Source organism: Pseudomonas sp. HN2 (assembly GCF_020736465.1).
GTDB lineage: Bacteria > Pseudomonadota > Gammaproteobacteria > Pseudomonadales > Pseudomonadaceae > Aquipseudomonas > Aquipseudomonas moraviensis_A.
On record NZ_CP085885.1, the window covers coordinates 3,176,396 to 3,189,214 of the forward strand.

11 protein-coding genes and 1 pseudogene are annotated in these 12,819 nt (G+C 60.7%); 6 read left to right on the forward strand and 6 right to left on the reverse strand.

Annotated elements, in window-relative coordinates:
- Positions 1-14 precede the first annotated feature (14 nt).
- Entirely contained in the window at positions 15-1,307 is a 1,293-nt protein-coding gene (locus tag LIS66_RS13830; RefSeq protein WP_416220759.1) for an Nramp family divalent metal transporter, read from the reverse strand.
- A 274-nt stretch (positions 1,308-1,581) separates the two neighbouring features.
- Between LIS66_RS13830 and LIS66_RS13835 the strand changes: the two genes are divergently transcribed.
- Together LIS66_RS13835 and LIS66_RS13840 are read left to right on the forward strand one after the other, a co-directional pair.
- Positions 1,582-2,715, forward strand: a complete 1,134-nt coding sequence (locus tag LIS66_RS13835; RefSeq protein WP_227972364.1) for a lactonase family protein — start codon at positions 1,582-1,584, stop codon at positions 2,713-2,715.
- A gap of 118 nt (positions 2,716-2,833) precedes the next feature.
- Positions 2,834-4,075, forward strand: coding sequence for an MFS transporter (locus LIS66_RS13840; protein WP_227974513.1), 1,242 nt, complete (start codon positions 2,834-2,836; stop codon positions 4,073-4,075).
- A 1-nt stretch (position 4,076) separates the two neighbouring features.
- On the opposite strand, the gene LIS66_RS13845 is transcribed toward LIS66_RS13840, so the two are convergent.
- Together LIS66_RS13845 and rclC are read right to left on the reverse strand one after the other, a co-directional pair.
- The gene (locus LIS66_RS13845; protein ID WP_042609992.1) at positions 4,077-4,304 is read right to left on the reverse strand and encodes a DUF2790 domain-containing protein; all 228 of its coding nucleotides are present in this window, start codon (positions 4,302-4,304) and stop codon (positions 4,077-4,079) included.
- A 31-nt stretch (positions 4,305-4,335) separates the two neighbouring features.
- Positions 4,336-4,911: a reactive chlorine resistance membrane protein RclC gene (gene rclC / locus LIS66_RS13850; RefSeq protein WP_227972365.1), complete on the reverse strand. Its 576-nt coding sequence runs from the start codon at positions 4,909-4,911 to the stop codon at positions 4,336-4,338.
- Positions 4,912-5,036: 125 nt separating this feature from the next.
- Between rclC and LIS66_RS13855 the strand changes: the two genes are divergently transcribed.
- Positions 5,037-5,942: an AraC family transcriptional regulator gene (locus LIS66_RS13855; protein WP_042609994.1), complete on the forward strand. Its 906-nt coding sequence runs from the start codon at positions 5,037-5,039 to the stop codon at positions 5,940-5,942.
- A gap of 154 nt (positions 5,943-6,096) precedes the next feature.
- Positions 6,097-6,870: pseudogene (locus tag LIS66_RS13860) on the forward strand (alpha/beta fold hydrolase); the annotation flags it as partial.
- An 18-nt stretch (positions 6,871-6,888) separates the two neighbouring features.
- Here the strand turns inward: LIS66_RS13860 and LIS66_RS13865 are convergent.
- Both LIS66_RS13865 and LIS66_RS13880 read right to left on the reverse strand, forming a co-directional pair.
- Positions 6,889-7,809 carry a LysR family transcriptional regulator gene (locus LIS66_RS13865; RefSeq protein WP_042609996.1) on the reverse strand — a complete coding sequence of 307 codons (921 nt, stop codon included), beginning with the start codon at positions 7,807-7,809 and terminating at the stop codon, positions 6,889-6,891.
- Between the two features lie 368 nt (positions 7,810-8,177).
- On the reverse strand, positions 8,178-8,807 hold the full coding sequence (locus tag LIS66_RS13880; RefSeq protein WP_042609997.1) for a glutathione S-transferase family protein: 630 nt from the start codon (positions 8,805-8,807) through the stop codon (positions 8,178-8,180).
- Positions 8,808-9,090: 283 nt separating this feature from the next.
- Between LIS66_RS13880 and LIS66_RS13885 the strand changes: the two genes are divergently transcribed.
- Both LIS66_RS13885 and LIS66_RS13890 read left to right on the forward strand, forming a co-directional pair.
- The gene (locus tag LIS66_RS13885) at positions 9,091-11,142 is read left to right on the forward strand and encodes a pyridoxamine 5'-phosphate oxidase family protein (protein WP_227972366.1); all 2,052 of its coding nucleotides are present in this window, start codon (positions 9,091-9,093) and stop codon (positions 11,140-11,142) included.
- An 18-nt stretch (positions 11,143-11,160) separates the two neighbouring features.
- Complete coding sequence (locus LIS66_RS13890) at positions 11,161-11,373, forward strand: hypothetical protein (protein ID WP_227972367.1); 213 nt, start codon at positions 11,161-11,163, stop codon at positions 11,371-11,373.
- Here the strand turns inward: LIS66_RS13890 and gabP are convergent.
- Positions 11,370-12,776 carry a GABA permease gene (gabP, locus tag LIS66_RS13895; protein WP_065617368.1) on the reverse strand — a complete coding sequence of 469 codons (1,407 nt, stop codon included), beginning with the start codon at positions 12,774-12,776 and terminating at the stop codon, positions 11,370-11,372. The genes LIS66_RS13890 and gabP overlap by 4 nt on opposite strands.
- Between the last annotated feature and the right edge of the window lie 43 nt (positions 12,777-12,819).

Consider the following 12,819-nt stretch of genomic DNA (forward strand, 5'->3'; position numbering starts at 1 on the left):
TCGATTTCTGGTCATCAGGTGAACAGATCAACGCCCAGTTGAAAGGCCACCCACAGCGCCAGCCCAGTGGCAAACAACAGCGCGATGTTTTCGAACAGGTTGTTGCGGTATTGCTTGTCCAGCAGCGATTTCTGGTTGGACATGATCAGCAAGCCCAGGGAAATCACCGGCAAACCAATGATGTTCAACGCGCTGACACCAATGGTCAGGGTGACGAAATCCGGCATGCCCGGCATCGACCAGATCAGCGGCGTGACCAGGATGAACAGCATGAACCACTTGTGCATCGGGTCGTGATGGAACTCTTTGCCGTACTTCTCGCGCCGCTCAGGGCGAACGTGCTGGAAGGCATCGGTGATCAGCATCGGAAACGCCGTGGTCTTGCCGGAAATGCTGGCAAACAACGTCGCGAACACGCCGATGAAAAACACATACCAGCCAATCGGACCGAAGTAGATTTCCAGTGCCTTGCCCAGATCGCCTAAGGTTTTCACCTCGATACCGTTCGGTCGCAGGATTTCCGCACCGACGATCCAGATCGCCAGGTTGATGATGATCCCGACGAACACCGCAAACAGCAGATCGTTGCGCTGAATGCGCTTGTGCTGCGGCCCGATCCAGCCTTTCTGGCGCATGACGTAGGGGTGAACGAAGTTGGCGATCGAACCGGCGACCGCCCCGATCACCGATACCGCCACCAGCAACGCGCCGTGCACGCCCTCGTCAGGCGGAATGCTGAAACCAATGGTGCCTTTGATGATGCCTGTCACATCCGGGCCGGACATCACTGCCAGGGCAATGAACGCGAGAGTCATGATCGCCAGCAGCAGTTTCATTACGCCTTCGATCATCGTGTAGATGTTGCGCCCGACCAGCATCCAGACCGCCAGCACCACCGCCACCGAACACAGCAATGGCTGATCGATCTTGAACAGCATCGCCAGCGACTCGCCTGCCCCCTTGATCATGTAGGCGTTCATCAAGTGCCCCATCAACAAGGCGTAAACCAGCATGAACCAGGCAAACACCGGATTGAGCTGGGCATAGCCCTGAAGGATGGTCATGCCCTGGTTATTGCATAGCTGAAAGCGGGCAATGATGTTGACGATCAAGTACCGAAGCAACAACGAGACCGCCAGCACCCACATCATGGCGTAGCCGTAATTCGCGCCGGCCACCGAGGACGTGATCAGGTCGCCCGCGCCAAGCCACGACAGCACGGCGATGATGCCGGGGCCGAGCAGTTTCAGCGTTCGCAGGAACAGGTTTTGCGGTCTCGCAGCGGCCTGATGATCGAGTGGAGCCATGCTCGTCATAGGGGTATCTCCGTTATTGTTTTTGTGAGAACGAATGCAGTCCGGCACATTAGTAGGATGTCGTACAACAACGCTAATGGGAGAGTATGTAGAAATGTTTCATGTCTGCCGAGGCACTGCCCTCCTCGATCATTTTCACCGATCCATCCCAGCTGAATCGGCGCTGTGACAGAGGTACGATCAGAGCACATATCGGCCAAATAGACATTGCTGCCCCCGCCAATCACTCATAGGATGACTGATCACAAAAACAATAAGGCTGGAAATGATGAAAAGAACCCTCTTGATCGCTGCGCTTGCCTCAACCTTTAGCGTGACTGCCAATGCCGCGACCTACGCCTACGTCTCAAGTCCCGGTGACGGTCTGATCTCGCAATATCGCCTCGATCCGGACAACGGCGCGGTCACCCTGGTCGAACAGATCCAGGCCGGTGACCAGGTCAATCCAATGGCCCTCACCCCGGATGGCAAGGTGCTGTTTGCAGCCTTGCGGGTCAAACCTTTCCAGGTTCTGGGCTACCGCATCGATCCCCACAGCGGTCATTTGACAAAGTTTACCCAGGCGCCTCTGGCAGAGAGCATGGCCTACCTGTCGACCGACCGAAAAGGTCGCTACCTGCTCGCGGCGTCTTACGGCGCCGACACCCTCAGCGTTCAGAAGATCGGCGAGGATCAACAACCTTCCGCCAGCATCCTGCGCTACTCGACCGGCCTGCATGCGCATTCGATTCGCACCGAGCCGAGCAATCGCTTTGCCTATGCCGGCAACCTGGGCACCGATAAGGTTCTGCAATATCGCCTGAATGCCCAGACGGGTGAGCTGAGCCCGATTGGCAGTGGTTCGGTCAGCGTCCCGGAGAAAACCGGGCCTCGGCATCTGGCATTCTCGCCGGACGGCAAATTCCTTTACGTCGTGGGCGAAATGAGTGGCACCGTGACCGCGTTCTCAATCGACCAAAGCAGCGGCGCGCTGACCCGAATCGCTGCAGCCAATGGCATTCCCGAGCGTTTGAAACTGGCCCACGGCGAAATCCGTGATGCGCGCAACAACGATCTGAAAGACGACCCGACCCCGCGCATCTGGGCCGCTGACCTGCGCATGTCGCCGGACGGAAAGCTGCTGCTGATGAGTGAACGTACCAGTAGCAGCGTCTCGGCGTTTTCCGTGGATCCGGCAACAGGCCGACTGGCCTTCCTCGACAACTACCCGGTGCAGGAACAGCAACCGCGCAACATCGCCTTCTCGCCCGATGGCCGCTGGCTGCTGGTCACGGGCGAGAAAAGCGCCAAGGTCGGTACTTACGCGGTGAGCAAGGATGGCGCCCTGAAGCGTGTCGGCGAAGCGGCATCGGGCAAAGGTGCATTGTGGATCGAGGTACTGCAAACGCCTGACGCATGAATATCTGCGGAGCAGCAACTGCTCCGCTGTCCTGCAACTAATCTCCTGCCGCTTCGGTCATTAGCTTTGCCGAGGTCGATTCACTGACGCAGACCTCCCGTTGAAGAGACTGCCCACCGTGATCAATCACCTCGATCGCCGCAACAACCGCTCGCTGGACAGTCTGAATTTCTTCCTCGCCGATGTTCGCGACGGCCTCGGGCCGTACCTCGCCATTTACTTGCTCGCCGTGCACCACTGGGACCCGGCCAGCATCGGTGTGGTCATGACCCTCGCCGGTATCGCTGCACTGATCACGCAAACACCCGCCGGAGCACTGGTTGACAGCAGCCCCGCGAAACGTGCGTTGATCATCATCGCCGCGCTGCTGGTGACCGCGAGTTGTCTGGTCCTGCCGTTCATTTCTTCATTCACTCTGGTGGCGTTGACCCAAGCCTTGAGTGCAGCGGCAGCGTCGATTTTCGCCCCGGCGATTTCCGCGATCACGCTGGGCATTACCGGCCCCCGGGCATTTACCCGGCGCACTGGCCGCAACGAGACGTTCAACCACGCCGGCAACGCGTGTGCGGCGTTGTTGGCCGGTTTATTCGCTTACCTGTTCGGTCCGGTGGCGGTGTTTTATTTGATGGCGGTCATGGCGCTGGCCAGCGTGGTTGCCGTGCTGTTCGTCTCGGCCGAGGCCATCGATCATGATGTGGCGCGGGGGCTGCAGCCTGGCGATCAAAGCCATCAGCCGTCCGGGTTCAAGGTGCTGCTGAGCAATCGACCGCTGCTGATGTTTGCCCTGTGCTGCGCGCTGTTCCACCTGGCCAACGCGGCGATGCTGCCGCTGGTGAGCCAGAAACTCGCGCAAGCCAACTTGCACATGGCCACGCCGCTGACGTCGGCATGCATCGTCGCCGCGCAACTGGTCATGGTGCCGATGGCGCTACTGGCCGGTGCGAAAGCCGATGTCTGGGGGCGCAAACCGTTGTTGCTGGCGGGTTTCCTGATCCTGCCGCTGCGCGGGTTGCTCTACACCTTCTCGGATGATCCCTACTGGCTGGTCGCCGTGCAGTTGCTCGACGGTATTGGCGCCGGGCTTTTCGGGGCGCTGTTCCCGGTGATGGTCAAGGATCTCACCCTCGGTTCCGGGCATTTCAATGTCAGCCTCGGCGCACTGACGACCGCGTTTGGTCTGGGGGCGGCGTTGAGCAATGGACTGGCCGGGTTCGTCGTCGAGGCTGCCGGTTACAGCGCGGCATTCCTCACCCTCGCCGGGGTTGCAGCGGCGGCGTTCCTGCTGCTGTTGATCGGTGTTCCGGAAACGCTGCAGCGGACTGCCAAAATCGAGTCCGCTACAGTGCTGGGGCAAACCTGAGCTAATCGCCACCGCAGCCATTGCCCAGCACGGTGTACGTGGCGACATGCCGCTGACCGTGACTGTCTTCATAGACGACCTCCACCGGGACGATTCCGCAGGCGGCGCTGGTGTCGGTGATGCTGATGGTTTTGGCGATATCCAGTGGCACGCCGGTTTGTGCAGGTTCGGTGGCGGCGAACACGTTGCCGGCGACGATGGCCAGGGTCAAAGCGAAAAGCGTTTTCATGGAGTTGTCTCTCTATAAAGGATGGGGGAATTCAGGCCTGACGTTCAGTCAGCAATTGGCGTGCGGAATCGGCCATTACCGGCAGCGCTCCGGCGAGCATCAGGACGTCTTTGAGCACCAGGCGCCCGGCGCCGGACAGAAAGGGAAAGCCATGCTCACCATCGCCCAGCGCAGCGACCCAGGCTTCAGGTGTGGTGACCAGAAAGCTCAGGGTCACCAGCGGCGTAGCGAATGCCAGAGCGCCGCCGAGCAGGCCGGTACGGCGGGAAAGCGGATTGGACAGGACCAGCAGACCGATGAGGATTTCCACCACGCCGAGCCCGGTGGAAAAACCGTAGGTGTTGTTCGCGGCCTGCCAGGCGCGCTTGTCGGCGTTCAGTTCGCCCTCGTGGCTCAGGTGCGCCTTGTAGTCCTGAGGGTGTTCGTAGAAGAACGACATCACCGGGCTGTTGGCGACGAAGGGCGTGATGCTGTCGGCTTCGTACGGCACGAACTTCAACGCACCGATCCACAGGAACACGATGGCGATGGCCACGCGCATCAGCGGAATGCCGAGGCGATCGAGTTTGCCGAGCTGTTGTAGTCCGGCGTTGATTGAGGTGAACATGCGACTTCTCCAGATCAATGAAAGTGGAGTCAGTCTGCGGTGCTATCGAATCGCGCTTTTGTCGGTCATGCTCAACGTCTTGCTCAATCGTCTCAACTTTGCGGACTCCATCGTGATGCGTGCCAATGAACTCGCTCGATAAGCTCATCAGCCTGGCCAACGTGCGCGGCGGCCTGGATCTGCGTTGCCAGTTTCAGGGCGACTGGGCACGTGATCACCAACAGGAAGCCTTGGGCAAGGCGCCCTATCACATCGTCCTCAAAGGTGAATGCCGGGTTGAGCTGGCCAGCGGACAACGCCTGGCGATGCGCGCCGGCGATATTCTTTTGCTGCCACGGGGCACGCCACATGTGCTGCACAGCACCGGTAAAAACGTAGCGCCGATGGCGCCAACGCTGATTCCCGGCGGGGTGTTGCCAATCTATCGGCTGGGTGGCGCGAGCGCCGATCTGGACATGCTCTGCGGTGGCTTTCATTACAACCGAGCGTCGATGCTGTTCGCTGCCCTCCCCGACTACCTGTTGATTGCCAACGATGGCTTGCCGGTGGATGCGCCGCTGACAGCCCTGGTCGCGCTGTTGCGCAGCGAAGCTGACAGCGAGCAACCGGGCGCACGATTTCTTCTCGACTCGCTGTCCCAGGCCTTGTTCACCTTGATCCTGCGTGCGCATCTGGCCCGGGCCGATCACGACAAAAGTACCCTGGCGCTGCTTGGCGACCAGCGCCTTGGTCGGACCTGTCAGGCGATATTGGCCGACCCGGCGCACGAATGGACCATCGAGGCCATGGCCGACACCGCTAACATGTCCCGCGCAACCTTCATGCGTACATTTGCCCGGGTCGCTGGCGTGTCGCCGTGGGTGATGCTGACCCAGTTGCGCATGGAACTGGCATTCAGTCTGCTCAGCCATTCGCATCTGGGCCTTAACGACATTGCCGTGCAGGTCGGCTATCAGTCGCAAGCGGCGTTCAGCAAGAAATTCAAGGAAATCTACGGCGAGGCCCCGGGCAAGATCCGCCGCGCGATCTGAAGGATCGACCGGTTTGTATCAGCATGTAGCTTTCGCCAACCCGGATACACACGCATGCGAAGTTCGACCATGCGCACACAGAACTGACACATTTAGCGCGCTAAATACCACTGTCGCTTCCATTCCTACCCTAATCAAACGACAGGACATCACCATGAACAAAGTCTTCGCAACCCTCGCCCTCACCGCCGCCATGTTCGGCGCCACCGCTGCGTTCGCCGCGCCGGTCAAACCTACCGTGGTGCTGGTGCACGGTGCCTTCGCCGATTCGAGCAGCTGGAACGGCGTGGTCAAGATTCTCGAGAAGGATGGCTACCCGGTGATCGCCGCCGCCAACCCGCTGCGTTCGGTCAAGGGTGATGCGCAATCGGTGGCTGATGTGCTGGCCAGCGTGAAAACTCCGGTGGTGCTGGTCGGCCACTCCTACGGTGGCCCGGTGATCAGCGAAGCCGCTTATGGCAATGCCAATGTCAAAGCGCTGGTGTACGTCGCTGCGTTCGCGCCGGAAAAGGGTGAAACCGCAGCCGAGTTGTCCGGGCGTTTCCCCGGCAGCACCCTTGGCCCGACCCTGTCGGCCCCTGTTGAGCTGGCCGATGGTGGCAAGGATTTGTATATCCAGCAGGATAAATTCCACGATCAGTTCGCAGCCGATGTGTCCCAGGCCGATGCGAAGTTGATGGCCGCCACACAGCGCCCGGTCACCGTCGCCGCGCTGAACGAAGCTGCCACCGAGCCTGCGTGGAAAACCGTGCCGTCGTACTTCGTCTACGGTGACCAGGACAAGAACATCCCGGCGCAGGCCCTGGCGTTCATGGCCGAGCGGGCACACGCCAAGCAGACCGTCGTGGTCAAAGGCGCGTCGCACGTGGTGATGGTGTCCAACCCGAAAGCCGTCGCCAGCCTGATCGAAACCGCCGCTACGGCGAAGCGATCGAACCTTGCAGCGTCAGCCGTGAACCCTGTTCACGGCTTTCAGCGCCGGGTGATGCTGAAGGCGTTCGCTGAGAAAATCGACAAACGTGCGTACCTTCGCCGGTACGCGCGGATGTTTCAGATAGACCAGTTGCACAGGTAACGCCGGCGGCTCAAAGCCCTCCAGCACCAACTCCAGTTCACCGGCCGCGACCTGGCTGGCAACTTGATAAGACAGCACCCGGGTAATGCCCCAGCCGGAACTGGCAATGTTGATCGCCGCCTGATTCGCGGTGACCACCAGACGCGGTTCGAAGCGAAAACTCAACGGGCCATCGGCATGGGCGAATTGCCAATCGCTGAGCAAATGACTGGCAGACGACATGACGATATTGGCGCGGCTCAACTCGTTCGGATGTTGCGGCCGACCATAACGGGCGAAGTAATCGGGCGTGCCGCAGATCACCTGGCGGACCTCGCCGACCTTGATCGCATGCTGATTGTTTTCGTGCAGATGACCGATGCGCACGGCGACATCGATGCCCTCCTCGGCCATGTTCACCACCCGATCAACCAGCAAGGCCTTCAGATGTACGGAAGGAAACGCATCGACGTATTGCGCCAGCAACGGCGCGATGAACAACTCGCCAAACAACACCGACGCAGTCACGCTCAAATGCCCGCACGGCACCCGATAACTGCCTGCGGCCGCCTCTTCGGCTTCGTCGATATCGCAAAGAATCCGTCGGCAATCATCCAGATAACGATGCCCGGCTTCGGTCAGGTGCAGGCTGCGCGTGGTGCGCGACAACAGGCGCGTGCCGATGCGTTGTTCCAGCGCAGCAATCGCACGGGTGACGCTGGGTGGCGAGGTATTCAAACGCCGGGCCGCAGCCGCGAAGCCACCCTCCTCGGCCACGGCCAGGAACATGCGCATTTCCTGAAAACGATCCATAGGCGGGAACCTGTAGAAAACCTCGAAAACACAGTGAAATCATGTGGGAGCGAGCCTGCTCGCGAAAGCGGTGTGTCATTCAACTCTGATGTTGACTGACAGCAAGCCTTCGCGAGCAGGCTCGCTCCCACAGGGGTTGGAGTACACAGTTAAATTTGGGCAATGCTTCAACTCCCGCCAGTACGCCCGCACATTCGGATATTCCTTCAGCGAGACATTGTCTTCCAATACATGGATGGCACAGCTGACGCAAAACCTGTGGGAGCGAGCCTGCTCGCGAAGGCGCCCGCGCAGTCAACCTCAATACTGAATGACACACCGCTTTCGCGAGCAGGCTCGCTCCCACAGGGGTTTGGTGTGTGCTGATATCAAGCGCTTTGCAGGCCTACCGCAGTGCGCTGCATGCCGACGAATTTCGGCAGCGCCTCAACCCGTTCCAGCCAGGCCCGCACATTCGGATAATCCTCGAGCGAGACATTGCCTTCCGGTGCGTGGGCGACGTAAGTGTAGGCGGCGACATCGGCAACGGTTGCCTTGTCGCCGGCGAGGAATGCGCTATTGGCCAGTTCGTCTTCCATCACTTGCAACAAAGCATGGGAACGTTTGATCGCATCAGCCGCGTCGTAACCGGCACCGAACACAGTGATCAAGCGCGCCGTGGCCGGGCCGGAGCTGATCTGGCCGGCAGCTACCGATAACCAGCGCTGTACTTTGGCTTGCTCGACCGGGTCGCTCGGCAGCCATTGGCCGTTGCCATATTTGCCGGCGAGGTAGACGAGAATGCCGTTGGAATCAGCGAGCACCGTGCCGTTGTCGTCAATCACCGGAACCTGGCCGAAACGGTTGAGGGCAAGAAATTCAGGCGTTTTGTGCGCGCCCTTCATCAGGTCGACGAACACCAGTTCGGTCGGAACGTCCAGCAGGGACAGCATCAACTCGACGCGATGCGAATGGCCGGACAACGGATGGCGGTACAGTTTGACGGCTGACTGAGACATGACGTGCTCCTGAATTATTCGAGGTCGACCCGCTGATCGTGTCGATGGGCTCATCCTGCTCCCCTGCCGTAAATCGCGGAATCCTCACTCAATACAATCGAGCATTTCAGCCAGTGAAATAATCCCCCTCGTCCTTAGACGCACGTAGGGATCATTTCACCGACTGAAACAGTGGATTGCAGTTTCTGGCCATTCCCTCGCAACCGGCCGAGAGCGAACATGAACCCACTTGAGCTTCAGCCCCTGGCGGCTCACCGGCCCGTCTGCACTGAGGAGAATCGAAATGGACACAGCGTCGAAACCGCAGCCCTCGCCCTGGCATGAAGGTGAGCTGACCCTGCAACGTGCCGTCGGCGCGGTGGAGATGATGGTCGGTGTCGGCCAGCGACAACTGGCCCGCGACTGGATGCCGGACCAGCACCGCGAGTTCTATGCGCAACTGCCCTTCGTCGTGCTCGGCGCCGTCGACAGCCAGGGCGATCCGTGGGCAACGCTGCGCACCGGTCAACCGGGGTTCATGGATTCGCCTTCGCCGCAGGTGTTGAAGATCAAACTCGACGCCCAGCGCAATGACCCGGCCAATCAGGGTCTGCAGCCCGGCGATGCGATCGGCATGCTCGGCATCGAGTTGCACACTCGCCGGCGCAATCGCATGAACGGCAACATCAGCCGCCGCGATGACAACAGCCTCGAGATCGGCGTGACCCAGGCTTACGGCAATTGCCCGCGCTACATCAACCTGCGCCATTACGCCTTCGTCGACGAAACCACCGACACCGCGCTCGACTTGCCGGTCAGCGAACCGCTGGTGCGCGACATGATCACCGCCGCCGATTCGTTCTATGTAGCTACTTATGTGGTGCGCGACGGTGAGCGTCAGGTCGATGTGTCCCATCGCGGCGGCAAATCCGGTTTCGTGCATATGGACGAGGACGGCACCCTGACCATCCCGGATTTCTCCGGCAATCTGTTCTTCAACACCTTGGGCAACATTCTGCTCAATCCGCGAGCCGGACTGACCTTCATCGATTTCGAAAGCGGCGATCTGTTGCAGATGACCGGCAGCGCTGAAGTGCTGCTCGACGATCCGCAGATCGCCGCGTTCCAGGGTGCCGAGCGTCTGTGGCGTTTCAAGCCGCAGCGCATCGTTTACCGTCAGGCCGCGTTGCCGCTGCGCTGGGCCGAGCAGCCGGAAGGCGATTCGCCCAATTCGCAGATGACCGGCAGCTGGGAACAGACCCGCGAGCGTTTGCAGGCTGAGGCGCTGCGCAATCAGTGGCGTGCGCTGCACGTCACGAAGGTGGTCGATGAGAGTCCGCAGATCCGCTCCTTTTACCTGCAAGCCAACGACGGCTTCGGCCTGCCGCGCTTCGAACCAGGCCAGCACTTGCCGATCAAGGTCTTGCTCGACGGCCAGGACGCCGCGTCGATCCGCACTTACAGCGTATCCAGCGCGCCGTCGGACGAGTTCTTGCGCATCAGCGTCAAGCGCGATGGCTCGGTTTCTTCACACTTGCACGACCGGGTTCAAGCACTGGATTTGATCGAAGCCCGCGCCCCGCAAGGCGACTTCACCGTCGACGCCACCGAACGCCGCCCGCTGGTGCTGCTCGCCGCCGGGGTCGGGGTGACGCCATTGCTGTCGATGCTGCGCGAAGTGGTCTATCAGGGCAAACGCATCAGCCGCATGCGCCCGACCTGGGTGGTGCAAAGCAGTCGCACCGTCGAGGATCTGGCCTTTCGCGAAGAAATCGATGCTTTGGCTGCGCGTGCCGGCGACAAGGTCAAAGTGCTGCGGGTGGTCAGCCAGCCGCCGCTGCAGGCTACAGCGCAGGGTTACGACCATGCCGGGCGCATCGACATCGCCTTGCTGAAAAGCCTGCTGCCGCTGGATGACTACGATTTCTATCTGTGTGGCCCGGGCAGCTTCACCCAGGCGCTGTACGACGGCCTGCGCAAGATGCGCATTCCCGATGATCGCATCCACGCCGAAACCTTCGGCCCGTCGACGCTGATCCGCGATGTCGAAATCAGCACCCCGGCGCCGCCGCAAGTGCCGGTCGCTGAAGAGCCGGTCAAGGTGTTGTTCGCCACGTCCGGCAAGGAAGCGCGCTGGGAACCGGGCAGCGGCACCTTGCTGGAACTGGCCGAGGCACGTGGCCTGAATCCGGAATTCAGCTGCCGCGGCGGTTCGTGCGGCACCTGCAAAACCCGCCTGAGCAGCGGCCAGGTGCATTACCTCACCCCGCCGGCCATGCGCCTGGCGGACGACGAAGTGCTGATCTGCTGCGCCGCCCCGGCGCAGGGCAGCGACACCCTGGTGCTGGACGTTTGAATTTTGAGGAGGTGTGCCATGAATTCGTTTGCCGAAACCACCGTTGTTTGGCCGCAGGAGAAAACCGGACTGTCAGCCAGCGAGTGCGAGCGCAGCTTCTTGCTGCCGCAATTGATGGGCTCGCTCGCTGGTGAAGCCTGCGCGATGACTGGCTCATTCAATCAACGCGAGGATCTGCCCTCGAGCCCGAACGGCTGGTTTTCCCGCGGGCTCAAGGCGCTGTTTGCTTAAGCTTTGCTCGCAGCCGCCACTCTGCCCGCCGGCCGGTGCTGGCGGCTGGTGGCCAATCCGATGAACGAGATCAGTAGCGCCAGGCCAATCGTCGAGCTCACTTCCATGCGATGTTCAGGGGTGATCATCATCACTGCCAAAGCCGCGCAGATGAAAGCGATGACCAGCCAGGTGAGCCACGGAAACAGCCACATGCGCAAGGTCATTTCGACCTTTTCCCGTTCCAGTCGGCGGCGCATGCGCAACTGCGAAATGGCGATCACCAGATACACCAGCAAGGCAATCGCGCCGGAGCTGGCAAGCAGGAACTGGAACAACCCGGCCGGCATGAAGTAGCTGAGCAACGTCACGCCCGCGCCGATCACGGTGCTGGCGATGACCGCCGCGCGTGGCACACCGGCGGCCGAGGTCACTTTCAATGCCGGCGGTGCATCGCCGCGTCGGCCCAGCGAATAGAGCATGCGCGAAGAGATGTAGATCGACGAGTTCATGCAACTGGCGACCGCGATCAGCACGACCACGTCGACGAGGAATTTGGCGTTGGGGATGTTCATCAGCTCCAGTGCGCGCTGGTAGGAACCGACCGAGGCGAGTTGCGGGTCGTTCCACGGCACCACGGAAATCACCACGAAGATCGACAGCAGATAGAAGATGCCGATGCGCCAGATTACCGAACGGGTCGCCTTGGCGATGTTCTGCGCCGGGTTGTTCGACTCCGCAGCGGCGATGGTCACCGCTTCGGTGCCAATGAAACTGAACATGATGGTGATGAAAGCGCCGACCACCGCTGACATGCCGTTCGGCGCGAAGCCGCCGTGCTCGGCCATCAGCGTGCTCAAGCCGCTGGCTTCGCGCTCGGGAATCCAGCCCATCAGCACCGCAAAGCCCAGGCCGATGAAACCGATGATCGCGATGACCTTGGCCATGGCGAACCAGAATTCGAACTCGCCGTATTTCGACACGCTGAACAAGTTGGTGATCACCAGCAGCACGATCGACAGCAAGGCGAACAACCACGCGTCGACCTGGGGAAACCATTGATTGAGTACGTGCCCCGCGGCCAGCGCTTCGATGGGAATCACCAGCACCCAGAACCACCAGTAGAGCCAGCCGATGGTGAACCCGGCCCAGCGGCCGATGGCCTGATCGGCGTAGGTGGAAAACGAGCCGGTGTCGGGATGCGCCACGGCCATTTCGCCGAGCATGCGCATCACCAGCACGACCAATAGGCCGGAGAACAGATAAGCGAGCAGCACCGCAGGTCCTGCGGCGGCGATGGCGTGGCCTGAGCCAACGAAAAGTCCTGCGCCGATGATGCCGGCAATCGAAAGCATGGTGACGTGACGCGGTTTGAAACCTTGCGCCAACTGACCGTTGGAGTCCTTGGGGTTCAGGCTGTTCATGGGTTCTTATTGTTCTCATGATCGACGTTTGGGCCACTGACTG